General features: G+C 67.6%; 20 protein-coding genes. 12 read left to right on the forward strand and 8 right to left on the reverse strand.

The window, feature by feature from the left end:
* Positions 1 to 2,046 carry an AMP-binding protein gene (locus ACFWVD_RS08230; RefSeq protein WP_379241314.1) on the reverse strand — a complete coding sequence of 682 codons (2,046 nt, stop codon included), beginning with the start codon at positions 2,044 to 2,046 and terminating at the stop codon, positions 1 to 3.
* A gap of 318 nt (positions 2,047 to 2,364) precedes the next feature.
* Here ACFWVD_RS08230 and ACFWVD_RS08235 point away from each other — a divergent pair, with 318 nt between their 5' ends.
* From ACFWVD_RS08235 to ACFWVD_RS08260, 6 genes are all read left to right on the forward strand, one after another.
* The gene (locus ACFWVD_RS08235; RefSeq protein ID WP_379241315.1) at positions 2,365 to 6,045 is read left to right on the forward strand and encodes an ATP-binding protein; all 3,681 of its coding nucleotides are present in this window, start codon (positions 2,365 to 2,367) and stop codon (positions 6,043 to 6,045) included.
* Positions 6,042 to 6,455, forward strand: a complete 414-nt coding sequence (locus tag ACFWVD_RS08240; RefSeq protein WP_011207200.1) for a roadblock/LC7 domain-containing protein — start codon at positions 6,042 to 6,044, stop codon at positions 6,453 to 6,455. The genes ACFWVD_RS08235 and ACFWVD_RS08240 overlap by 4 nt, the downstream gene beginning before the upstream one ends.
* A 7-nt stretch (positions 6,456 to 6,462) precedes the next feature.
* A complete protein-coding gene (locus ACFWVD_RS08245; RefSeq protein ID WP_379241316.1) occupies positions 6,463 to 6,837 on the forward strand; it encodes a DUF742 domain-containing protein in 375 nt (124 codons plus the stop codon).
* Entirely contained in the window at positions 6,818 to 7,420 is a 603-nt protein-coding gene (locus tag ACFWVD_RS08250; RefSeq protein ID WP_379241317.1) for an ATP/GTP-binding protein, read from the forward strand. Before ACFWVD_RS08245 ends, ACFWVD_RS08250 begins: the two co-directional genes overlap by 20 nt.
* Positions 7,421 to 7,499: 79 nt before the next feature.
* Positions 7,500 to 9,011, forward strand: a complete 1,512-nt coding sequence (locus ACFWVD_RS08255; protein WP_379241558.1) for a carboxyl transferase domain-containing protein — start codon at positions 7,500 to 7,502, stop codon at positions 9,009 to 9,011.
* Between the two features lie 102 nt (positions 9,012 to 9,113).
* The gene (locus ACFWVD_RS08260) at positions 9,114 to 9,968 is read left to right on the forward strand and encodes an aldo/keto reductase (RefSeq protein ID WP_379241318.1); all 855 of its coding nucleotides are present in this window, start codon (positions 9,114 to 9,116) and stop codon (positions 9,966 to 9,968) included.
* Here ACFWVD_RS08260 and ACFWVD_RS08265 read toward each other — a convergent pair.
* On the reverse strand, positions 9,949 to 11,070 hold the full coding sequence (locus tag ACFWVD_RS08265; RefSeq protein ID WP_379241319.1) for an NAD(P)-binding domain-containing protein: 1,122 nt from the start codon (positions 11,068 to 11,070) through the stop codon (positions 9,949 to 9,951). The two genes, ACFWVD_RS08260 and ACFWVD_RS08265, sit on opposite strands and share 20 nt — an antisense overlap.
* A 91-nt stretch (positions 11,071 to 11,161) precedes the next feature.
* On the opposite strand from ACFWVD_RS08265, the gene ACFWVD_RS08270 reads away from it, so the two are divergent.
* The 5 genes from ACFWVD_RS08270 (at position 11,162) to ACFWVD_RS08290 (ending at position 15,833) form a co-directional block, all read left to right on the forward strand.
* Positions 11,162 to 11,890, forward strand: a complete 729-nt coding sequence (locus ACFWVD_RS08270) for an enoyl-CoA hydratase (protein WP_379241320.1) — start codon at positions 11,162 to 11,164, stop codon at positions 11,888 to 11,890.
* Positions 11,890 to 13,023 (forward strand): MBL fold metallo-hydrolase, encoded by a 1,134-nt coding sequence (locus ACFWVD_RS08275; protein WP_379241321.1) that lies wholly within the window; start codon positions 11,890 to 11,892, stop codon positions 13,021 to 13,023. Before ACFWVD_RS08270 ends, ACFWVD_RS08275 begins: the two co-directional genes overlap by 1 nt.
* Before the next feature lie 27 nt (positions 13,024 to 13,050).
* Positions 13,051 to 13,296, forward strand: coding sequence for an antitoxin (locus ACFWVD_RS08280; RefSeq protein ID WP_379241322.1), 246 nt, complete (start codon positions 13,051 to 13,053; stop codon positions 13,294 to 13,296).
* A gap of 48 nt (positions 13,297 to 13,344) precedes the next feature.
* The gene (locus ACFWVD_RS08285) at positions 13,345 to 15,591 is read left to right on the forward strand and encodes an ATP-dependent DNA ligase (RefSeq protein ID WP_379241323.1); all 2,247 of its coding nucleotides are present in this window, start codon (positions 13,345 to 13,347) and stop codon (positions 15,589 to 15,591) included.
* 62 nt (positions 15,592 to 15,653) lie between these two features.
* Positions 15,654 to 15,833 carry an antitoxin gene (locus ACFWVD_RS08290; RefSeq protein ID WP_379241325.1) on the forward strand — a complete coding sequence of 60 codons (180 nt, stop codon included), beginning with the start codon at positions 15,654 to 15,656 and terminating at the stop codon, positions 15,831 to 15,833.
* Positions 15,834 to 15,969: 136 nt separating this feature from the next.
* Here ACFWVD_RS08290 and ACFWVD_RS08295 read toward each other — a convergent pair whose 3' ends face one another.
* The 6 genes from ACFWVD_RS08295 to ACFWVD_RS08320 form a co-directional block, all read right to left on the reverse strand.
* On the reverse strand, positions 15,970 to 16,611 hold the full coding sequence (locus tag ACFWVD_RS08295; protein WP_379241326.1) for a cysteine hydrolase family protein: 642 nt from the start codon (positions 16,609 to 16,611) through the stop codon (positions 15,970 to 15,972).
* 39 nt (positions 16,612 to 16,650) lie between these two features.
* On the reverse strand, positions 16,651 to 17,283 hold the full coding sequence (locus ACFWVD_RS08300) for an ammonium transporter (protein WP_379241327.1): 633 nt from the start codon (positions 17,281 to 17,283) through the stop codon (positions 16,651 to 16,653).
* Between the two features lie 160 nt (positions 17,284 to 17,443).
* A complete protein-coding gene (locus ACFWVD_RS08305) occupies positions 17,444 to 18,121 on the reverse strand; it encodes a DUF1345 domain-containing protein (RefSeq protein WP_379241328.1) in 678 nt (225 codons plus the stop codon).
* Positions 18,122 to 18,163: 42 nt separating this feature from the next.
* Positions 18,164 to 18,904, reverse strand: a complete 741-nt coding sequence (locus ACFWVD_RS08310) for an energy-coupling factor transporter transmembrane component T family protein (RefSeq protein ID WP_379241329.1) — start codon at positions 18,902 to 18,904, stop codon at positions 18,164 to 18,166.
* Positions 18,901 to 21,159: an ATP-binding cassette domain-containing protein gene (locus ACFWVD_RS08315; protein ID WP_379241330.1), complete on the reverse strand. Its 2,259-nt coding sequence runs from the start codon at positions 21,157 to 21,159 to the stop codon at positions 18,901 to 18,903. Before ACFWVD_RS08315 ends, ACFWVD_RS08310 begins: the two co-directional genes overlap by 4 nt.
* A 40-nt stretch (positions 21,160 to 21,199) precedes the next feature.
* On the reverse strand, positions 21,200 to 22,114 hold the full coding sequence (locus ACFWVD_RS08320; RefSeq protein WP_379241331.1) for a DMT family transporter: 915 nt from the start codon (positions 22,112 to 22,114) through the stop codon (positions 21,200 to 21,202).
* Between the two features lie 84 nt (positions 22,115 to 22,198).
* Between ACFWVD_RS08320 and ACFWVD_RS08325 the strand changes: the two genes are divergently transcribed.
* Complete coding sequence (locus ACFWVD_RS08325; RefSeq protein WP_379241332.1) at positions 22,199 to 23,089, forward strand: LysR family transcriptional regulator; 891 nt, start codon at positions 22,199 to 22,201, stop codon at positions 23,087 to 23,089.
* The last annotated feature ends 45 nt before the right edge of the window (positions 23,090 to 23,134 follow it).

Below are 23,134 nucleotides of genomic sequence, written 5' to 3' on the forward strand. Positions count from 1 at the left end.
TTAGGGTGCCGGGGAAACCGGGTCGTTGTTCTGCTCGGGGGTCACGACCGGGGTCTGGTAGCCCAGCGGGGGGTTGGCCAGGATCCGGTCGGCCAGGGCGGTGAGCACGTTCGGGTCCTCGATGGTCGCGGGCGTTTCCACCTGTTCACCGGCGGTGAGCTGACGGATCGTCTTGCGCAGGATCTTGCCCGAGCGGGTCTTCGGCAGGCCGGACACCACGATCGCGTCGTGCAGGGTCGCGATCGCGCCGATCTGGTCGCGCACCCGCTGCGCGAGTTCGGCGCGCAACTGCTCGGGCTCGATGTCCACACCCTGCTTGAGCACCACATAGGCCAGCGGCAGGCTGCCCTTGAGCTCGTCGGGCATGCCGATCACCGCGCATTCGGCGATCGCGGCGTGCCCGGCGATCGCGGCCTCGATACTGCCCGCCGACAGGCGATGACCAGCGATGTTGATCACGTCGTCGCTGCGGCCGAGCACGTAGAGGTACCCGTCCTCGTCGAAGTATCCGGAGTCGCCGGTGAGGTAGTGGCCGGGGAAGGCCGACAGGTACGAGCGGATGAAGCGTTCCCGGTCGCGCCACAGACCGGTCAGACAGCCGGGCGGAAGGGGTAATCCGATGACGATGTTGCCCTCGGTGCCCGCGGGGACCGCGTTGCCGTTCGCGTCGAGCACGCGCAGCCGGTAACCGGGCACCGGCACACTCGACGAACCGGCTTTGACCGGCAGTTCCTGGATGCCGAGCGGGTCGGCGCAGATCGGCCAGCCGGTCTCGGTCTGCCACCAGTGATCGACCACGGGAGTGTCGGGATGGCCTGCGAGCAGGGTGTCCGACGCCCATTCGAAGGTGGCCGGATCCAGGCGCTCGCCCGCGCAGAACAGCGCGCGCAGCCGGGACAGGTCGTAGCGGTGCGCGGCGGTGGCGTCGGGGTCGGCGCGGCGGATCGCGCGCAGGGCCGTCGGCGCGGTGAACAGCACCCGCACGTTGTGTTCGTCGATGATCTTCCAGAACACGCCCGCGTCGGGTGTGCCCACCGGTTTGCCCTCGTAGAGCAGCGTCGTGGCGCCCACGAGCAGGGGCGCGTAGACGATGTAGGAGTGGCCGACTACCCAGCCCACATCCGAGGCGGCCCAGAACACCTGACCTGGGCCGATGTCGTAGATATTGCGCATCGACCAGGACAGCGCGACCGCGTGACCACCGTTGTCGCGCACCACGCCTTTGGGCTTTCCGGTCGTGCCGGAGGTGTAGAGGATGTACAGCGGATCGGTCGCCGCGACCGAGACCGGATCGGCGGGCGCGCTGCCGGGCACGGTGGCATCCCAGTCGACCCAGCGGGCGGCCACGGTCTGCTCCGAGGACGGCAGGGCGCCCGACGCGGGTAGCGCCACACCGAAATCGATGGTCGGGAACTGCGGACGCTGCTTGACCAGCACCGTGCGCACCGACGCGGTCTCGGCCAGGTCGAGCGCGTCCAGCACGATCGGCGGGTAGTCGATGCGGCGGTTGGGCTCGAGCCCGCCCGACGCGGTGACGATCAACACAGGTTCGGCGTCGTCGATGCGCGCGGCCAACTCGGGCGCGGCGAACCCGCCGAACACCACCGAGTGCACCGCGCCGATGCGCGCGCACGCCAGCATCGCGATCACCGCTTCGGGGATCATCGGCAGATAGATCACCACCCGGTCACCGGGCAACACGCCCAGATCCCGCATGGCTCCGGCGAACTCGGCGACTTCGTCCAGTAATTCGGCGTAGGTATAGGTCGTGGTGGTGTCCGTCATAGCGGAGGCAAATATGAGAGCGGGCTGATCGGCGTGTCCACCCTGCTCGACAGTGCCCGCCCGAACATGACGGTCCAGCGCGTTCACACAGGTATTGAGACGGGCGTCGGGAAACCAGCGCGCCGACCGCTTGTCCGCGGCATCCACGATCTGCTCGGGTTGTACATCCCATTCGATGCTCTGAGCTGCGGCGGACCAGAACTCGGCTGGATCGATCAGGCTGGTCTGATAGACCGGCCTGTACTCGTGTTCGGTGTCCAACCCGGTGACTCCCTAGCCTCGCTTCGATGCCCGCTCGATAGATCCAGATGATTGTGGCAGACTTCACGCGACACCCGAGGGGGTGCCGCGACCTTTGGTTTTGCCTACAACAGGCTGGTCATCGAGCGGACCTGCACCGGGAGTCACCCAAGAAGTTATTGATCCGTTAGAATCCGATGTCACTTATTCGGGCAGTCGTAGACGCAATTTCTCGGCCAGCCGTAGTTCTCGGCCAGCATCCGCTGGCGGGCACCCACGCGCCTGTGGTGGTTCGCTGCAGGTGCACGGTACGAGGCCAGTTTGGAAAGTGAGTGGGAGATGCGTGACGCCGCTAGGTCCGGCAGTAAACGCTGGGCCCTGGGCAACTGGGACCTGCGCTGGAAGGTTACGGCCGTACTGGCCGTGCCCCTCGCGGTCGCGGTCGGGCTCGGCGTGTCGAGAATTACCTCCGAGTTCTCGGAGGCGAATCGGCTCTCCAGTATCAACGAGCAGGTCGACACGATTCCGGTCGTCAGCCAGCTGAGTGCGGTCACGGCCCAGGTCGCCGGTAGCCAGATGGTGCCCAACGGCATGGGCGCCTCGGTAGTGACCGACCAGGACCTCAAAGACCTCGACGACGTGATCGGCAGGGCCGAGGCGTCACTTCCCCGCCTGTCCGCGCGGCCCGAGGTGTACGGCACCTTCGAGCGGATGCTCACGCAGGCCAAGCAGGTGCGGGGGCAGGGCTCGGGGGTCACCACGAACTTCGCACCGTCGCTTGCCATCGTCTCGCAGTTGAACAACGACAGCATCCGGATCGTGGAAGCCACGCTCGCCGACGCGAGCAGCCCGGCGATGGACGCGAACAAGATCCGTCTGGTCGACTTGCGTAACACCAGTACGGTGCTCGTCGACGAGCTGGCCGGTATCGCGCAGATGCTGCAGGGCGACGAGAAGGGTGTGCAGACCTACCTCACCGGTGTCGCCGTCGAAAAGCACCGGGTCGAAGCGTTGGCCAACCGCTATCCCGCCGGTGATCCGCTGATCGGCAAACTCATGGCGGAGGTCCAGGTCAGGGCCGGCCTGCGCGACAGCCCCGCGTTCGCGGCAGGCCAGCTGCCTGTCACCCAGCTCAAAACCTCGCTCTACACCAGCATCGAGGCCTACGAAGGCGCGGTGGACGAGTCGACCAGGGCGATCGACGTCGCGATGGAAGACCTCGCCAGCTCGGCCGCCACCGGCGCCTGGACCTACACCGTGGTCGTGATCGCCACGATCCTGGCCGCGTTGTTGCTCGCGGTGTTCGTGGCCCGCTCGATGATCGTGCCGCTGCACCGCCTGCGCCTTGCCGCCCTGCGCGTGGCCGAATCCGATCTGCCGCACGAAGTCGCCCAGCTGCGAAACGGTGCCGCTCCCGAGGACGTGCCGCTCGAGCCGATGCCGGTGCGCTCCGACGAGGAGATCGGTCAGCTGGCTCGCGCCGTCGACGATATCCACGGTCAGGCGCTGCGCCTGGCCAGCGATCAGGCGCAGATGCGTTCGCAGGTCAACGACATGTTCGAGACCCTGGCTCGCCGCTCCAAGTCCCTTGTCGACCATCAGCTCACGCTCATCGAGGCGATGGAGTACGACGAGAAGGACCCGCGCCTGCTCGAGAACCTGTTCCGCCTTGACCACCTCGCGGCGCGTATGCGTCGTAACGGTGACAACCTGCTGATTCTGGCCGGTACCAAGCAGCGTCGCACCAAGTCCGCCCCGGTCGAGATCGCCGACGTGCTGCGTGCCGCGATCTCCGAGGTCGAGGACTACGAGCGGGTCAAGCTCGGCGCCACGCCGCGCGGCTCGCTGGTCGAACCGGCCGCCTCCGATATGGCGCACCTGTTCGCCGAGCTGCTGGACAACGCGCTGCGGGCCTCCCCGCCCGAGACCGACGTGAAGTTCACCTTCGCGCAGGCGCACGACCAGGGTCTGCTGATCGAGGTCGCCGACCGCGGTATCGGTATGCCGCCCGCGGAGATGTCGGAGATCAACCACCGGCTCGAGCAGACCGCCGAGCCCGGTCCCGACACCGCCCGCCACATGGGTCTGTTCGTGGTCGGCCGCCTGGCCGAGCGTCACGGCCTGACCGTGCGACTGCGTCCCACCTTCGACACCGCGCGCGATCCGGGCGTGACGGTCACCGTGCACGTGCCGGTCGGCCTGATCGTGTCCGGCGCCGGTGGCACCGTGGTTCCGCCGCATCAGCTGCAGAAGCAGCAGCAGGCGCCCGCGCCCGAGCAGCAGCGGCCCACCCCGCAGCAGCAACCCAGCACCATGCAGACCCGCGCGATCACCCGGACCCCGGGTGGCAACGTGATGGTCACCGTGGATCCCGGCGTCAGCGCGCCCACCCCCGCCGGTGGCGGGTTACCGCAGCGTTCGCCGGGCAACTCGATGGCCGCGGGCGCGGCCCAGGACGCGACCGAGCAGTCGTCGCCGTCGCTGCGACCGCCCGCACCGGGTCAGACCAACGTGCCGCAGCGCGGCAAGCTGGCCGCGGCCAACCTACCCAAGCGCAATCTGGCACCGGGTGGACCGCCGCGTCCGCCGCAGGGTCAGGGGCTCGGGCCGCAGGGCCAGAGCGAGCAGCAGCAGCCGAGTGGGCTGTCGCAGTCCGGTGGGTTGCCGCAGCGTCAGCCGGGTGCCAACGGTGCGCCGTCGCGCGAATCCGCGCAGTCCGCGCAGCCTGCCCAGCCGCAGCGGGGGAGTACCCCCGGCGGTCTGCCGCAGCGTTCGCCGGGCTCCAACGGAGCGCCGCAGCGCGACCCGTCGGTCGGTCTGCCGCAGCGTGATCAGCGACTACCGCAGCGTGAACAGACGGGCGGCCTGCCGCAACGTGATCCGTCGACCGGACTTCCACAGCGTGACCCGGCAACGGGTCTGCCGCAGCGTGACGCCGCGAGCGCCTCGGCGCAGTCGACCGGTCTCCCACAGCGTGGCCAGGAAAACGCCGCACCGCAGCGTGATTCCGGTGCGATCCAGCGTGATTCGTCGTCGGGTCTTCCGCAGCGGGGCACCGCCACCGGTGGTCTGCCGCAGCGTGAGCCCACGCCGCGCCTGCCGCATCGCGAACAGTCCGGCGGCCTGCCGCGTCTGGATCCGTCGTCGGGTCTGCCGCAGCGTGATCAGACCGGCGGTCTGCCGCAACGTGATCCGCTGACCGGTCTGCCGAAGCGCGACCAGTCCGGTGGCCTGCCGCGTCTTGATCCGTCGACGGGTCTGCCGCAACGGGATCCGGCCAACGGACTCCCGCCGCGCGCCCAGCCCGCCGGTCAGCACCGCCCGGCCAACGGCCTGCCGCAACGCGCAGCCCCTGCGCCGCAGCAGGATTCGACCCCCAACGGCCTGCCCCAGCGGGCCCCGGCCGCGGACGCGTCGCAGTCCAACGCGCCCCAACGCCCGGCTGCGCCGATTGGCCTGCCTCGGCGCGATCCCGGGGCTAGTGTGGTACCGCAGGCGACCGCCGGGCCAGGAGTGGCTCTGCCGCAACGGGATCGGGACCCTGCGGGGCCGGATAACGCTGCGTCGGCAGGGCGTGATCCGGGTCGACACAGTTTCCGGGCAAGTCCGGAGAAGGCTGCGTCGTTCTTCCAGACCAGGTTGCAGCCGGCACCCGAGGGTGATTCCGTGATGGGCGGAACGCCGATCTTCGCCGAGATGATGTCGGCGTGGCTCACGGATGAGAACTCCGACCGGAACCAGATGGCCGCCGCCTTCGAATCACCCGGTGACGAAGGATGGCAGGCTGCGCGGGCGGCCAGCGAGGCTCAGGCCGAGGTGCGTACCGCCGCCGGTTTGCCTCAGCGCAGTCCGGGCGGCAGGCTCGTGCCCGGTGGTGTGAACGGCGCCGCCGATCGCACCAAGCAGCAGCAACGCGATCCCGCCACGATCCGGAACAGCCTGAGTCGTCATCAGCAGGGCGTTCGGGATGGCCGCGCAATGAAGGCAATGAACCTAACCGGAGATAAAGGAGACCGATGAACCCCGATCTAGGTGGTACTAACCGTCAGCTGGATTGGCTGGTTTCGAACTTCGCCAACGAGGTTCCTGGCGTAGCCCATGCCGTTCTGGTCTCAGCTGACGGCCTGTTGATGGCCGCGAGCGCTCAGCTCCCGGTCGACCGTGCCGAACAGCTCTCCGCCGTCACCGCCGGGCTTGCCAGCCTGTCCGTCGGTGTGTCGAATCTGTTCGAAGGCGGTACGGTACTGCAGTCCGTCGTCGAGATGGAGCACGGTTACCTGCTGCTCATGGCAGTCGGCGACGGCTCGTATCTCGCGGTCCTGACCAACACCTCGTGTGACATCGGTCAGGTCGGCTACGAAATGGCACTTCTGGTCGAGCGCGTTGGCCAGACCGTCCAGGCCACACCTCGCGTCACGATGGGTTCCTGATGGTGGGATGGACATAGACGATCACCGCATGGGGAGCGCCGAGCCCAGTCTCGTTCGCCCGTACTCCTTGACTGCCGGTCGAACCAGGCCGGCGGTCGAGTTGGCGTTGGAGGCGCTGGTCGCCTCGCAAGCGGTCGCCATCGAGCGGCAGTACGAACTGAACAACCTCGAAACGTCCATCGTGGAGTTGTGCAGGCAATCGCCGTCCGTTGCCGAGATAGCTGCCCAGCTGTACATCCCGATCGGGGTGGCCCGGGTACTGGTAGCCGATCTGATCGAGGCCGGCCATGTGCGGGTTTCGGCAACATTGAAAGACGATTCCAGCGACGATGAACGTCGCGAGCTGATCGAAAGGGTTCTCAGTGGACTCCGGCGTATTTGATTCGACGGCGCAGGTCGACACCCGCACGGCTAAGCCGACATCGGCGAAGATCGTTGTCGCCGGTGGCTTCGGCGTGGGTAAGACCACGATGGTCGGCGCGGTGTCGGAGATCGTTCCGCTGCGCACCGAGGCGTTGGTCACCAACGCCAGTACCGGAATCGACAACCTGACCGGTATTCCGCAGAAATCGACCACCACGGTCGCGATGGACTTCGGTCGCATCAGCCTCGCCGACGACCTGGTCCTGTACCTGTTCGGTACGCCGGGCCAGTACCGGTTCTGGTTCATGTGGGACGACCTGATCCGCGGCGCCATCGGTGCCGTGGTGCTGGTCGACACCCGCAGGCTCGAAGACAGCTTCGCCGCTGTCGACTACTTCGAGGCCCGCGGGCTGCCGTTCCTGGTCGCGCTCAACGAGTTCGACGACGCGCCCAAGTACCCGCTCGAGGACATCCGCCAGGCTCTTGCGGTGCCCGCCGACGTGCCGATCATGTCGATCGACGCCCGTCGCCGTGACCCCGCCAAGCAGGCCCTGGTCGCCTTGACCGAGTACGCCCTGCGCAAGGTCATGCAGGGTTACTGAGCAGGTTCTTCCCGAACAGGACGGGGCTGCCGCGATGAAGGCCGCAGCCCCGCTCCTCGTTTAGGCTCACCGCGTGCGCATGTCGGCGGATGACCTGATCGGGCAGTTGCTGGATCCAGACTCCTTCGTGAGTTGGGATCGGCCGCCGATCGAACCCGTCGTGTCCGCGCACTATCGCCAGGAGTTGCTCGCCGCGGCCGACCGGTCGGGTGCCGACGAGTCGGTGTTGACCGGCGAAGGCCTGTTGCGTGGTCGCCGAGTCGCGGTGATCGCCTGTGAATTCGCGTTTCTGGCCGGGTCGATCGGTGTGGCCGCGGCCGAGCGGATCGTGCGCGCTGTCGAACGCGCCACCGAACTCGGTTTGCCACTGATCGCGTCGCCGACGTCGGGTGGCACTCGAATGCAAGAGGGCACAGTCGCTTTCGTGCAGATGGTGAAGATCGCGGGTGCGGTCGCTGTGCACAAATCGGCGGGGTACCCGTATCTGGTGTACCTGCGTGATCCGACGATGGGCGGGGTGTTCGCGTCCTGGGGTTCGCTGGGCCACATCACCTTCGCCGAGCCCGGCGCGATGATCGGATTCCTGGGTCCGCGCGTGTACGAAGCGTTGTACGACAGGCCTTTTCCGCCCGGGGTACAGACCGCCGAGAACCTGTATCGCAACGGCGTGATCGACGGCGTGGTGACGGTGAAGGTGTTCCGGCGGATCGCGCATCGGGCGATGAGTGTTGCCGGCGGTGTGGTTGTTCGGGTGAAGACGAAGCCGGGTTGGGCCGCGCCCGTGCTCAATCCGGCGACCGTCGCGAATCCGACTGCCAGCGCCTGGGATTCGGTGCTCAGTTCGCGCAGACCGGGCCGACCGGGGATTCGCGATCTGCTTCGCCATGTGACACAACGGGTTCCGCTCAGCGGCACCGGTCGCGGCGACGCCGATCGCACGGTGCTGTTGGCGCTGGCCCGTTTCGCCGGTCAGCCGTGCGTGGTGTTCGGGCACGACCGATCCGGTCAGGACGGCGAGCACACGATGGGCCCGGCCGCGCTGCGGGAAGCGCGGCGCGCGATGGTCTTGGCGAAGGAGCTGCGACTGCCGCTGGTACTGGTCATAGACACGGTCGGCGCGGCGCTGTCGAAGGAAGCCGAAGAGCGCGGACTCGCACCCGAAATCGCCCGCTGCCTGGCCGATCTCGTCACCCTCGACACCCCGACGGTGTCCGTGCTGCTCGGCCAGGGCACCGGCGGTGGCGCGCTGGCGCTGCTGCCCGCTGACCGGGTGCTCGCGGCCAGAAACGGCTGGCTCGCCCCGCTGCCGCCCGAAGGTGCCAGCGCGATTGTCTTCCGCGATACCGAACACGCACCGGAAATGGCTGCGGCACAGGGTATTCGAGCGGCTGATCTGTTGGAAGACGGTGTGGTGGACCGGATCGTCGAGGAGTACCCCGATGCCGCCGACGAACCGGTCGCCTTCGCCCGCCGCACGGTCCTGGCGATCGCCGCGGAATTGGCCGCGCTGCACGCACAAGACCCCGCGGATCTGCGCCTCACCCGCCAGGCCAGATACCGACGAATCGGACTACCCGGAGCCGTGTTCTGATCCCGGCCGCAGTCTCCTGACCGGCGCCCCGCTTCGCGGCAGGGGGAAACACGCGACGCGCCGTCGTTGACGCCACACCGAACCACTTCTACCTTCGAGAGGGTGACCTTCCGTAGCGAGAGCAGCCCTGTCCCCACGATCGTGCTCAATGACGGGAACGTGATCCCACAGCTCGGCTTCGGTGTGTTCCAGGTCCCGGCCGACGATGTCACCGGGGTGGTCGCCGAAGCGTTGAAGGTCGGCTACCGCAGTATCGACACCGCCACGGTCTACGGGAACGAGGAAGGCGTCGGCCGCGCGATCGCCGAATCGGGCATTCCCCGCGACGAACTGTTCATCACCACCAAGCTGTGGAACTCCGACCAGGGCTACGACAGCACCCTGCGCGCCTTCGACAAGAGCATGAAGCTGCTGGGCCTGGACTACCTCGACCTGTACCTGATCCACTGGCCGGTGCCGTCGGCCGGCCGCTATGTCGACACGTTCCGCGCGTTCCAGGCGTTGAAGTCGCAAGGCCGGATCGGTTCGATCGGGGTGTCCAACTTCCGGGTGATCGACCTGGAGACCCTGATCGCCGAGACGGGCGAGGTCCCCGCGGTCAATCAGATCGAATTACATCCCACGCTGTCGCAGCGTGACCTGCGTCAATACGACGACAATCACGCGATCGCCACCGAGGCCTGGAGCCCGCTGGGCCAGGGCACCCTGCTGGACAACCCGACGATCGTCGGCATCGCGAAGGAGCTGGACCGCACCCCGGCGCAGGTCATCATCCGCTGGCACCTGCAGCTGGGCAATATCGTCATCCCGAAGTCGGTCACGCCCTCGCGCATCGCCGAGAACTTCGACGTATTCACCTTCGAACTCGACGCCGCGGCGATGGAAGCGATCAACCGCCTCGAGTCCGGCACCAGGATCGGCCCCGACCCGGCCACGCTCAGCGCCGGGCTGGACTGATCCCGAGGTAGTCGGTCAGTTCGCGGGCCGCGGCCCGACCGGCCCGGTTGGCGCCGATCGTGCTGGCCGACGGCCCGTAGCCGATCAGATGAATGCGCGGATCGACGGCGACCTGGGTGGCCAGGCGTCCGGTCATGGTGATCCCGCCGCCGGGTCCGCGCAGTCGCAGCGGTGCCAAATGGTCCAGTGAGCTGCGGAAACCGGTTGCCCACAGGATGACGTCGGCGGCCTGGAAATTGCCGTCGGACCACCGAACCCCGGCCGGCTCGATCCGCTCGAACATCGGGAGCCGGTCGAGCACGCCCCGCTCGCGTGCGGCTTGTAAACGCTGGTCCAGCGGCAGCCCTGTCAGCGAGACCACCGATCCAGGCGGCAAACCGCGGCGCACACGGTCCTCCACCAAGGCCACCGCATCACGTCCGTCCTGTTCGGAAAACGGCGTCTCCCGCCAGCGCGGGGCCGATCTGGTGACCCATGTGGTGGACGTCACCTGCGAGATTTCGTCGAGCAACTGCACCGCGGAAATGCCACCGCCCACGATCACCACGTGCTTGCCCGCGAACTCGTCGGGCGTGCGGTAATCGCGGGTGTGCAGTTGGCGTCCGGCGAAGGTGTCCGCGCCGGGATAGCGGGGGACGAACGGGTGCTCCCAGGTGCCGGTGCCGTTGATCAGCCCGCGTGCGCGCAGCGTGCCCGCGCCCTCGGTTTCGACGTGCAGTACCTCGCCTCGGCCCGCGCAGCTGTTGCCGTCGGCGGTGCGATCGCACACCACTTTCACCGTCACCTGCCGTTGAACGCGCAGGTCGAACCGCTTTTCGTAGAGCTCGTAATAGTGCGGCACCGCGGTGGCGGCGGGCGCGGATTCCGAGCCGGGCGGCAGGGTGTCGGCGAAGGACATCCCCGGCAGATCGTGCACCCGGTTCACCGTGGTCAAAGTCAGTGAGGGCCAACGGAATTGCCATGCCCCGCCGGGGCCGGGCGCGTGGTCGACGATGCGGAAGTCGCGTTCGGGCGCCAACCCGAGCTTGCTCAGGTGGTAACCGGCCGACAGCCCGGCTTGGCCGGCACCGATCACCAGGATGTCTACGTCGGTTTGCGGCACAGCTGTGGATGCTATCGCCTTCCCGGGGGTTGTCGGTGGCCTGTGGCAGAGTGTGAATATCCACTAAATCCAGTGATTCTGGGAGGGACGCATGCTCGGCGTGACCCGCGATGGCGACGTGATCACCATCGAATTGCAGCGCGAACAACGACGCAACGCGCTCAACGAGGACCTGGTCGGCCAGTTGCGCGCCGCGGTGCTCGATGCCGTGGCCCAGGGTGCGCGTGCCATCGTGCTCACCGGCCGCGGCCCGATCTTCAGCGCGGGCGCCGACCTGTCGGGGGTGTACTCCGAGTCGTTCCTGACCGGCCTGCTCGACATGCTGCACACCATCGAATCCGTTCCGGTGCCGGTGATTTCGGCGATCAACGGCGGAGCGCTCGGCGCAGGCGTGCAGTTGGCGCTGGCCTCTGACCTGCGAGTGATCGAACCCGACGCCTACATCGCCGTCCCCGCGGCCAAGCTCGGCATCTCCGTCGATCGCTGGACGGTCTCGCGACTGGCCGCGCTGATCGGCGGCGGCCCCGCGCGGACCATCCTGCTCGGTGCCGAATCCATCTCTGCCGCAGACGCTTACGCGTACGGCTTCGCCAACAAGCTCGGCACGCTCGCCGATGCCAAGGACTGGGCCAAGTCGATCGCGGCGCTGGCGCCACTGTCGCTGCAGGCCATGAAGTTGATGCTCAACGACGACGGCACCGGCGATCCGGCCAGCGCGCAGCAGGTCGCCGCGCTGGAGGCGGCGTGGAGCAGCGACGACGCGAAAGAGGGCCGGTTGGCCCGGCAGGAGAAGCGTCCGGCGAAATTCACGGGCCGCTGATGCGTATCTCACGTGTGGCGAGTTCGGTCGCGAGCACCGTCGGTCTGGCCTGGATGGCGCGCGCGGTGTGGGGTCTACCGACCGCGATCGGTGCCGGTCCGTCCTCGATCGCGCCGACCGCCCTGGGCAAGTCCTCGTATCGCGACGGCCGTTTCCACAACACCGAACCCAGCGCCATGCTCGCCGCGGGTGCCGCGCCGTCGCTGATCTGGTCGGGCCTGACCAAGGGCCGCGTCGGTCGTCCGCCCCGGCCGGTTCCGCTGGTCACTCCGGCCGTGCCCGCGCAGGCCGCCGACCTCGCGGTCACCTGGTACGGACACGCGAGCGCGCTGGTCGAAATCGACGGCTACCGCGTGCTGGCCGACCCGGTGTGGAGCGAACGGGTCTCCCCGTCCCCGGTGGTCGGCCCGGCCCGACTGCATCCGGTGCCCGGCGAGCTGTCGCAGGTGCCCAAGGTCGACGCGGTGATCATTTCCCACGATCACTACGACCACCTCGACAAAGCCACCATCGACGAACTCGTGCGCACCCAACTCGCCCCGTTCGTGGTCCCCACCGGCATCGGCGCGCACCTGCGCCAGTGGGGTGTGCCCGAATACCGGATCGTCGAGCTGGACTGGGGCGGCTCGGTATCGCTGGGCCACGACGCCAACGACCGGGGCCTGACCATCACCTGTGCCGAGGCCAGGCATTTCTCCGGCCGCGGCCTGGTCCGCAACACCACGCTGTGGGCGTCGTGGGCGCTGTCGGGCCCGACCAAACGGGTCTATTTCGGCGGCGACACCGGCTACACGAAGGCGTTCGCCCAGGCAGGCGCGGTCCTGGGCCCCTTCGATCTCACGCTGCTGCCCATCGGCGCCTACGACGACCGCTGGACCGATGTGCACATGAACCCCGAAGAGGCGGTGCGCGCGCACGCCGACCTGTGCCTGGGCGACGCGAGCTACGGCCTGCTCGTCCCGATTCACTGGGCCACGTTCAATCTGGCCTTCCACGGCTGGTCCGAACCCGTCCGTCGACTGGTGTCGGCGGCAGCGGAAGCGGGTACCCCGGTGGTAGTGCCCAAGCCGGGCCAGAGGGTGGTTCCGAATGACCTCCCACCACGGGATTCGTGGTGGGAAGATGTGGAGTGACCCTCCTCTCGAAAGGAACATCGTCAGATGAGTCTCGTAGATACCTTGAAGGGCCTGCTCGGTAAGGGCAAGGTGGCGGTCGAGCAGAACGCCGACAAGATCAATGAAGCGGTCGACAAGGCCGGCACCTTCATCGATGACAAGACCAAGGGCAAGTACAGCGACAAGATCGAGAAGGGCAAGGACGCGGCCAAGAAGGTCGTGCCCCCGCAGGCAGGCCCCGGCACCACCCCCGGCGGCGCGGCACCGACCGATCCGGGACCCAAGGCCTGATTCGGTACGCGGGGACCGTTGGTCGGTCCCCGCGGCCGGATCGCGTCGATGGTCCGCCGGGAGTTTCGGGGCGCACCGGGTGAACCGGATATCGAGGTTGAGCTCAGCAACCTCGACAAGGTGTTGTACCCGCAAACCGGCACCACCAAAGGCGAAGTGATCGCCTACTATTCGGCGATCGCCGACGCCGCGCTGCCGCATCTGGCGGGGCGCCCGGTCACCAGGAAACGGTGGCCCAACGGGGTCGACCACCCCGACTTCTTCGAGAAGAACCTGCCCGAGCACGCGCCCGCGTGGATTGCCCGCCGCGCGATCGAGCATTCCAGCCGCCGGGTGGTGTATCCGCTGATCGAGTCGGAGGCCGCGATGGCGTGGCTCGGACAGCAGGCCTCGCTGGAAATCCATGTGCCGCAATGGCGTTTCGACGGTGACGAGCGTGGCCCGGCCACCCGGATCGTGTTCGACCTCGATCCTGGACCCGGTGCCGGGTTGGCTGAATGCGCGCGGGTCGCGCTGGCCGTGCGCGATATGGTCGCCGAGATCGGGATGCAGGCGTATCCAGTAACCAGTGGCAGCAAGGGAATTCACGTCTACGTGCCGTTGGATCGGCCGGTGAGTTCGCGCGGCGCATCCACTGTCGCCAAGCAGGTGGCCACCAATCTCGAAGCGCTGCACCCGGATCTGGTGACCGCGACCATGGCCAAGTCGGCGCGCACGGGCAAGGTGTTCCTGGACTGGAGTCAGAACAGCGCCGCCAAGACCACCATCGCCCCGTACTCCCTGCGTGGTCGCCCCGAACCCAATGTCGCCGCACCACGCACCTGGGCGGAGATCGAGGACGCGGATACGTTGCGGCAGTTGCGATTCGACGAGGTGCTGGCTCGCTGGAAGGCCGACGGTGACCTGTTGGCCGGACTGGACCTACCGCTGCCCACTCGTCCCGAGGCCGACTCCCTCACCAAATACCGCAGCATGCGCGACCCCCAGCGCACCCCGGAACCCGTCCCGGCTGCTACCCCGGAACCGGGCCCCGGCAACCGCTTCGTCATCCAGGAGCATCACGCCCGCCGCCTGCACTGGGACGTGCGCCTCGAACACGACGGCGTGCTGGCCTCCTGGGCGGTGCCGAAGGGCCCGCCGACCGAGCCGAAACACAACCGTCTCGCCGTGCGCACCGAGGACCACCCCCTCGAATACCTGGATTTCCACGGCACGATCCCCAAGGGCGAGTACGGCGCGGGCGACATGACGATCTGGGATTCGGGCACCTATGTGACGGAGAAGTGGCGCGAAGACGAGGTGATCGTCGAACTCGACGGCGAGCGTGTGCAAGGCCGCTACGCCTTCATCCAGACCAAGGGTGACCAGTGGTTGATGCACCTCATGCGCGATCAGTCGCGTCGGGAACCTGTGGAGGACAAGGGGTTTCCGCGCGGCCTGTCGCCGATGCTGGCTACGGCGGGTGATGTCGAATCGTTGACCGCCGCGGACTGGGCGTTCGAAACCAAGTGGGACGGGTTCCGGGTGATCGTCGAGATCGACAACGGCACCGTCACCGTCCGCAGCCGCGCGGGCAACACCGTGACCGCCCGCTACCCGCGCCTGGCCGTACTCGGCGAGGAACTGGCCGGACACCAGGTGGTACTCGACGGTGAAGCGGTGGTACTCAACGATGCCGGGTTGTCGGATATCTCAGCGCTGCAAGCAGATTCGGCGCGCGCGGTGTTCGTCGCGTTCGACGTGCTCTACCTCGACGGCACCTCACTGCTACGCAAGAAATACACCGACCGACGCACTGTTCTCGAGGCACTGGGCAAGCTGTCCCCATCGCTGAATGTCAGTGCGCTGCTGGATGGTTCGGGTGCCGATGCCATGCGGTTGAGCCGAGACCAAGGCCAGGAAGGGGTCGTCGCCAAACGCCTCGACTCGGTGTATCAACCCGGCAAACGCACCCAAACCTGGCTCAAACAGCGCAACTGGCGATCCAGGGAAGTGCTGGTCGGCGGCTGGCGACGCAGCGACAAACGGCTGTTCAAATCCCTACTGCTCGGCATCCCGCACGAGAACGGCCTCACCTACATCGGCCGAGTAGGAACCGGTTTCGGCTACGAACAGGCCCGCCGCATCGCCGCCGAACTCGACGAGTTGCGCACCGATACCTGCCCGTTCACCAACGAGATGACCGCCGACGAACGCCACGACGCGCAATGGGTCACCCCCGAACTGTCGGGCACCGTCCGCTTCCAGGCGTGGACCGACACCGGCCGCCTGTGGCATCCCGTATGGGACTCGTGAAAGCTGCAGTGTTGCTAGGGTAGTCGCGGTTGTATCGGTGAACAACGATCGAGGAGTACGCGGTGGATTTCAAGAACCTGGCCGGCAAGGCGATGGACCTGGCCTCACAGCATGCGGACAAGGTCGACGGCGTGATCGAGAAGGCCGGTGACGTGGTCGACGACAAGACGGGCGGCAAGTTCGCCGGTCAGGTCGATTCCGCCCAGGACGCCGCCAAGAACGCGCTGCGCGAACAGGGCTGAATCTATTGCGGCTGGTGCCGCGGGATTTTCGGCCCCGTGTGCCTCGAATCCGAGGGGCGATACTGCGCCTGCGGCGTTCCGTCTCGCCCCTCGGATCCGAGGCGGCCGAAAATCCGGTGCTGAGAGATTGCCGGTGTCAGTTTTCGGCCATCAGACCGGTGATCGTGTCGATGTCGGTGACCAGCGCATTGCCCTGGAACGCGAAGTCGTCGTACGCCCGGGCCATCGCCTCTTTGTCGCGACCGCCGCAGGCATCGCTGATAACAACGGGCACGAAGCCCAGATCCGTGGAGTGCGACACCGTCGGCGCGATGCCGATCTCGAGCGCCACACCCGCGATGGCGTAGGAGCCGATCCGCAGATCGCGCAGCAGCGTGGCAAGCGGTGTGCCCTCGAACGCCGACATCGACATCTTGTCCAGCACCAGTTCATCCTCGCGCGGCACCAGTTCCGGTACCAGCTCGAACGCGGGCGTATCGCGTTGCAGGATGAAGGCCACGTCGTCGACGGTGTCGGCCTGCTGCCAGCCCATCAGCAGCCGCATTCCGTACACGCCGGTCAAACGCCGGGGCGGGAAGAAGTGCCGCAGGAAGATCACCGGATATCCGCCGCGCCGGGCCGCTTCGACCACGCGCACTACGTTTTCCACGATGTCCTGGCCGTCGGGCAGTTGGCCGAGGACGCCGACCTGCATGTCGTAGACGATCAGCGCCATCCGGTCGGGCGCACACAGATCGCGCAGGGTTTCGGGAATGTCGAGTCCGTTTCCTTGTCGCACCGACGCCAGTGTAGGCGTCGGCGCGATCAGGAGATCAGATTATTTTCCGGCCCACTGGGTGGTGCCGGGAGGCGCGTTCCAGGTGTTGATCAGGTCGATGCCCGCGATGATCAGCGTGGGCCCACCGGCGACCAGGGTGCCGATGACCCCGCCGACACTGGCCCCGGTGACCAGGCCGGGCAGCGCGCCGACCCCGCCCGCGGCCGCACCGACTACCAGGCCGATGACGGCGCCGATGGCCATGCCGACGAAACCGCCAACGGCAGTGGCCATTCCGAAGGTGGAGTTGAAGTTCGTCTGTGCCGCATAGTTTTCCTGCGGCGAGGCCACCGGTGTCAGGTTCGGTCGTGCGGCCGCGACATCCTTGACCGCGGTCAGCTCGAGCACCGTGCTGTCAGCGGAAACCGCGTGCGGCAGTGGGTATTCCAGCAGCCCGTCGCGCACCGACAGCGGCAGCGAGACCAGGGTCGCGCCCGCGGAGTCGCGGATATCGACCGCGCCGCCGGTGAGCACGAAGGTGCCATGGGTGAGGGTGGTGATGATGGTGTTGCCGACGAGTTCGGTGCGGTACTCCACATTCGGGGTCACCGGCTCGGCGCCGGCGATTCCGGTGCCCACCAGGGCGGCGGCGAGCGCGGGAATAGCGGCCGCGGCGATTTTACGGATGATCATAGGAACGTTCCCATCTGGATTTCATCAGGTGTGAAGCGTGTACGAACGCCGTAACCGCGAGTCCCCCACAGGTGACGGCGTGTGAAGCTGCCTAGCTCGAATCTTGTGAAGAACGATAGCGGCCAACAGGTTTCGTGACAGTGAAATCCGGGTATTGCGGCTACTTCAAAATATTGATAGAGCGGGCGATCACCATCGCGCCCAGGACCAGCGAGATCACCGATTGGGCCATCATCATCACCTTGCACCAGCGCGACAGCGGCAGCACGTCGGCGGGCGCGAACGAGGTGGCGTTGGTGAACGCCAGGTACAGGTAGTCCAGATATTCCGGTCGCCAGTCCTTGTCGACCAGGCCAGGGGTCTGCATCTGCGGAAACAGGAAGTCCGGCTTCGGTTCTCGACCGGCGGCTCGCGCGGCCGGACCGCCACGGTCGAACTCCCAGTACCACAGCGAGAACGCGATGATATTGGTCGTCCAGATGATCGCGCCGCTGCGCAACAGCTCGTCGGGTTGCGAATCGATCGAGCCCGCGACGATGGCCTGCACCAGCCGCACGGTCGACAGCGCGGTGGCGAAACTGATCAGCGCCGACAGCAGCAGACTGAGCTTGCGGATCCACGGCTCCTGCCGGTCCATCCGGCTCGGGTTGGCCACCAGCAGCACCGCGAGAACGCCCAGTTCCAGCGCGGGCAGCAGCCAGGCGGGCGAGGGCAGGAACTGGTTGGGCAGCATGGCCTGCACGCCCACCAGCGCGAGGATCGCGAGGGTGGCGGACAGGCGCGATTCGCCTTCGGTGGGCTTGCGCCAGGCGGGGAGCGTGTGCTCGCTGTCGGTCACATCGGTCAGTATCGCCCGCGGATCGGGTCGCGCCGGGGAGGCTCAGCTGAGCACGGTGCTCAACACCACCGCCCCCGCGCAGACCGCGGCCACGATCGTCAGCGCGACGGCGTCGCGGCGGGCGGGGCGGCTGGGCAGGGCGGTGAGCATGCCGGTGCCGCCGCGCGCGGTGATCGCCTCGCCGAGTTCGCCCGCGCGTCGCGAGGACACCGCCATGCACGCGGTGAGGATGTCGATGAGCGGGTTGTCGGCGGCGCGGTGCAGCAGTTTGTCCTTGGGGCGCAGTTTGCGCGCGGCGCGCAGCACCCGGATCTCGTCGAAAAGCAGCGGCAAACCGCGCAGCGTCAGTGCCACCACCACGGCCCATTCGTCGACCGGCAGGCGCAATTTGCGAAGTGGCGCACCGAGTTTCGCCAGTGCGGGGGCGATCTCGCCCATCGGCGTGGTGAAGGCGATCAGGAACGACGCCGCCACCAACACCATCCCGAACACGAACACCTGCGCGTAGGTGAGCACCGCCTTCATGCCGATCGGCGCGTTGATCAGTCCGCCCAGCAGCACCAGCCCCCAGAACCACCACGGCAGCCGGGGAATCGCGCCCAGGGGCAGCCGTCCGAGCGCCCAGATCAGCACCAGGAACGCGATGATCACCCCGAGCACCGGCCAGGTCGGCAGGAACATCAGCAGCAAACTGATGCTGAACGCGGCGATCATCTTCGTGCCCGCCCACAGGCGATGGATGACGCTGTCGACGGGGACTTCACGCAGCAACACGGTGCTCATCGAATCGGGCCTTTCGGTGCGCTGATCTGCGAGTTCGCCGTGTCGCCTGGCAGTGGTGAGCCGGTGTAATGGGTCGGGCCCTGGCGTCCGATAGGCGGCGAGTCGGTGCGATGGGTCGGGCCCTGCCGTCCGATCGAAGGCGAGTCCGTACGCAGGTTGGCTGTCGCGCCTTCCTCTCCTCGGCGGCCCAAGGCAAGCCCTGCCGCGAACGACGCCCGCTCACGAGAGCGGTCTGACCTGGCGACGGCATGTGCGTCCGCCGACACGAGCACTCCCTCGTCCAGATGCACCGTGCGATCGCACACCATCGACATCTCGGCGACATCATGCGAAATGATCACCAGCGTCAGTCCCGAATCCCGCAGTCGCGCAATCAGTTCCACGATCTCCGCGCGACCCTGCGGATCCAGCCCGGCCAGCGGCTCATCGAGCACGACCACCTGCGGACGGCTGGCCACCATCGCCGCGAGCACCACCCGTTTGGCCTGCCCGCCGCTGAGCTCCTCGATCGAACGCGCGGCCAGCCGACGATCCAAGCCCACCGCGTCCAGCGCCTGCCCGACCGCACCCGACCCGGTCGCACGTCCACCCCAGTCGGAGATCTCGGCGCCCACGGTCTGCTTCTGCAGTTGCAACCGCGAATGCTGGAACGCCAGCGCCACCCGTCCGACCTGCTTGTCGACCGCGGTGCCGCGCAGTTCGCAGCGTCCCGAGCTCGGCGCGATCAGCCCCGCGATGATCCAGGCCAGCGTCGATTTGCCGGACCCGTTGCCGCCCACGATCAGCAACGCCTCACCCTGCCGCACCGACAGGTCGACGCCGTGCAGCGCGGGCGCCTCCCATGGGGTGCCGCGGTTGTAGGTGTGTCGCACGTCGGCGAGTTCGAGCACGGGGGCGCCCATCGGCGCGCGGCGTTGATCGCGGGCGGGGTGCGGCCAGGTCGCGAGATGGTCGACCATGCGGCCGTTCGCGAGGTGGATCACCCGGTCGGCGGCGGTCGCGTCGGCTTCGTGGTGGGTGACCAACACGACCGCGGTGCCGTGCCGGCGCGGCAGTTCGGCCAGCAGCGCGACCAGTTCGCGGCGACCGTCGGGGTCGATCATCGAGGTGGCTTCGTCGGCGATGAGCAGCGCGGGGCGGCGAGCCAGTGCGGCGGCCACGGCGAGGCGTTGCTGTTGGCCGCCGGACAGGGTGGCGGTTTCGCGGGCGGCCATGTCAGCCAGGCCGACCTCGGCGAGCAACCCGGGCACGTCGACCTCGGCGGCCGATTCCGGCGAGAGTCCCCACACGACATCGTCGGCGACCGAGACACCCAGCGTCTGACTTTCCGGGCGTTGCAGGACCAGCGCGGTCCCACCGATCGCGCCCAAGCCCGCCGAGCCCGGCCGATCCACGACACCGGTGGTCGGCGGCCTGCCTGCCAGCACTCTGGTCAAGGTCGATTTGCCCGAACCGTTGTGCCCGACGACGGCCACGAACTCGCCCGGATGAATGGTCAGATCGATATCGGCCAGTGCGTCCACCGGTGTGCCGTCGTACCGGTAGCCGACGCCGTGCAACGACACCGGCAGCGGTCCGACGGGCCGGTCGTCGGCGGGCGCGTCGAGTCGATCGCTGCCGGGCAGCCACTCGAGTCGATCGAGCACCGCGCCCAGTACGAACCAGGACACGATGGCGCTGACCAGCACACCGAGGCCTACCGAAACGCCGACATAAACCCACCACCAGCGCAGCACCGCATCGGTGGCCTCGGCGGCCATGCGCCCGAGCGGTTCCAAAGCGGCAGTGCGCGCCGCGAGATCCTCGATACCTTTCGCGGTATTGCGAATAGCCTCGAAGAACAATTCCCGGGCCCGCGCGAAGACCAGCAGCGTGCCGATCGAGAACACACCCCATCCCGCGCCCGCGATCACCGCGAGCACGACCACCGCGGGCAACCCACCCCCGCGCCGCTTGACCGTGCCGATGATTCCGGCCAGCGTCGCCGCCCCGGCCACCCCCAGCGCGGGCATCATCCCGGCGGCCACAAACGTCACCAGTATCGCCGCGATAGTGGCCGTGACCAGCGCCCGCAACCGATACCGCTGCGCCAGCAACCCCAACGGCACCGCCGCGACCAGCTGCAGTGCGGCGGCCATCGGAACCAGCGAGCCGACGGTGATCAGTCCGACGGTCAGTCCCGCCATCACCGCGCCACTGGCGAGCTCGATCGGGCGCAGTGGACCGCTGGGCAGACCCACAGGCTTGTCTCTCACGTGTCCAGTCTGCCAGGGGCGCGGGCTGGTGGCCGTCGGGTCAGGCGGTGCGTGCCGGGGTCAGCTCTTCGTCGTTCGTGGGGGAGGGTGTGCGGAACATGCTCGGCTTCAAGCGGGCGATGGCCACGCCCGCCAGGCACAGGGTGCCGCCGAGCAGGGCGGTCGCGGTGGGGACTTCGGCGAGAAAGATCCAGGACATCACGATGGCCAGCGCGGGAACCGCGTAGCTCGAGGAAGCCGTGACGCCCGCGGGAGTGTGCGTCAGCGCGTAGGCCCACAGTTGGAAGGCGATGGCGGTGGGAATCAAGCCGAGGTAGACCACTCCGATCGTGGCTGACAGCGGCGCGTCGGCGAGCTCGCGAACCATGCCCGGAGCCCACGGCAGCAGGACGACAGCTCCGGCGATGGCACCGATCGCGGTCGCGGGCAGCGGGTCTGTCGTGCGCAGCACCAGTTTCTGCGCGACCACGCTGATGCCGTAGAGCAGGGCGGCCGCCACCGCGAGAAGCACGCCGATGCGGTCGCGATGACCGGGCCCGGTGAACGCGATGATCGCGGCCCCGCTGAAACTGACCGCGATCCCGACGATGAGCAGCGGCGGGAACCCCTCGTTCAAGAACAGCCCGGCCAACACCGCGACGACGATCGGCGCGATATTCACCAGCAGCGCGGTGGTGCCCGCGTCGAGATGCTGTTCGGCAGCGTTCACGAGCACCGTATAAAGCCCGAACCACAGCACGCCGTACGCCAACGTGAGCCACAACGCCAGCCCGCGCGGCATCCGCCCGCCACGAACCGCCAACAGCCCACCCAGCACGACCGCGGCCACGAGCAGCCGCCCCGAGGCCATGGCCACGGGCGAAACATACGGTGCGATACCGCGAATGATCACGAACGACGAAGCCCAGGCCACCATCACGGCGACCAGGGCGAAAGCGGGCAGGCGCGATTTCATGCCTCTACGGTGGCCTCGCCAAGAGATAAGCACAAGCGGTTATTTGCCATCTAATATTCAGTAACACTGAATGAAGGGGCTCGCATGATCGACACCCACCGCCTGATGATCTTCCGCTCGGTGGTCGCGACCGGTTCGGTGGCAGCGGCCGCGTCGACGCTGGGCTACTCGCCGTCGGCGATCTCCCAACACCTCACCGCGCTGCAACGAGAGATCGGCTTGCAACTGCTCGAGCGCGTCGGCCGCGGCGTGCAACCCACGCCGGCGGGCCGGGTGATCGCGGGCGAGGCCGCCAAAGTGCTCGACGAACTGAACGCCCTCGGCTCGACGGTCTCGGACCTGCGAGCAGGCAAAGCGGGCCGCATCACGATCAACACGTTCAGTTCCGCGGGCACCAACTGGATGCCCGACGTCGTCGCCACCCTCACCCACGAATTCCCCGACACCCGGATCCGCCTGCGCATCGTCGACGAACTGGCCGACGTCTCGGTGCACCGCCCCGACATCGCCCTCACCATCCGCCTGGACAAACCCACCCACGTCCCCGGCTACACCCACCGCGACCTGATGACCGAGCCCTACGTGGCAGTGGTCCCCGCAGGCCACGAACTCGCGGGCCGCACCACGGTGGACGTGGCCGAGTTGGAGCAATACCGCTGGATCGACAGCGACATCAGCCGCGGTCCCTGCCGCCAGGCGATGCTGAACGCTTGTGCCGCAGCAGGTTTCACGCCCCGCTTCGAAGTGGAAACCACCGACTACCCGTCGGCCCTGCGCTTCGTAGCCCGCGGAATCGGCATCACTGTCATCCCTCGCCTGGGTGCCACAGAACTTCCGCCAGGGGCTTGCGCGTTGGAACTGACCAACCCGACGCCGAGGCGCACGGTCTGCGCGCACGTCAAAGATTCCGAGTCCTACAACCCCGTCGTCATCCGAACGATGGAATTGCTCTGCGCTGCAGCCGGACCGGCGTAATCGTCCAAAACGCGCCAGAAAAACCAGAATCTGGCCTTTCGAGCG

Source organism: Nocardia sp. NPDC058666, from assembly GCF_042714895.1.
Lineage (GTDB): Bacteria > Actinomycetota > Actinomycetes > Mycobacteriales > Mycobacteriaceae > Nocardia.

What these genes read in the sequence shown, in the direction of transcription:
- ACFWVD_RS08235 (WP_379241315.1), top strand. Translation starts at nt 2,365, where the DNA reads ATGCGTGACGCCGCTAGGTCCGGCAGTAAACGCTGGGCCCTGGGCAAC.
- ACFWVD_RS08240 (WP_011207200.1), top strand. Translation starts at nt 6,042, where the DNA reads ATGAACCCCGATCTAGGTGGTACTAACCGTCAGCTGGATTGGCTGGTT.
- ACFWVD_RS08245 (WP_379241316.1), top strand. Translation starts at nt 6,463, where the DNA reads ATGGACATAGACGATCACCGCATGGGGAGCGCCGAGCCCAGTCTCGTT.
- ACFWVD_RS08255 (WP_379241558.1), top strand. Translation starts at nt 7,500, where the DNA reads ATGTCGGCGGATGACCTGATCGGGCAGTTGCTGGATCCAGACTCCTTC.
- ACFWVD_RS08270 (WP_379241320.1), top strand. Translation starts at nt 11,162, where the DNA reads ATGCTCGGCGTGACCCGCGATGGCGACGTGATCACCATCGAATTGCAG.
- ACFWVD_RS08275 (WP_379241321.1), top strand. Translation starts at nt 11,890, where the DNA reads ATGCGTATCTCACGTGTGGCGAGTTCGGTCGCGAGCACCGTCGGTCTG.
- ACFWVD_RS08280 (WP_379241322.1), top strand. Translation starts at nt 13,051, where the DNA reads ATGAGTCTCGTAGATACCTTGAAGGGCCTGCTCGGTAAGGGCAAGGTG.
- ACFWVD_RS08285 (WP_379241323.1), top strand. Translation starts at nt 13,345, where the DNA reads ATGGTCCGCCGGGAGTTTCGGGGCGCACCGGGTGAACCGGATATCGAG.
- ACFWVD_RS08300 (WP_379241327.1), bottom strand. Translation starts at nt 17,283, where the DNA reads ATGATCATCCGTAAAATCGCCGCGGCCGCTATTCCCGCGCTCGCCGCC.
- ACFWVD_RS08310 (WP_379241329.1), bottom strand. Translation starts at nt 18,904, where the DNA reads ATGAGCACCGTGTTGCTGCGTGAAGTCCCCGTCGACAGCGTCATCCAT.
- ACFWVD_RS08320 (WP_379241331.1), bottom strand. Translation starts at nt 22,114, where the DNA reads ATGAAATCGCGCCTGCCCGCTTTCGCCCTGGTCGCCGTGATGGTGGCC.
- ACFWVD_RS08325 (WP_379241332.1), top strand. Translation starts at nt 22,199, where the DNA reads ATGATCGACACCCACCGCCTGATGATCTTCCGCTCGGTGGTCGCGACC.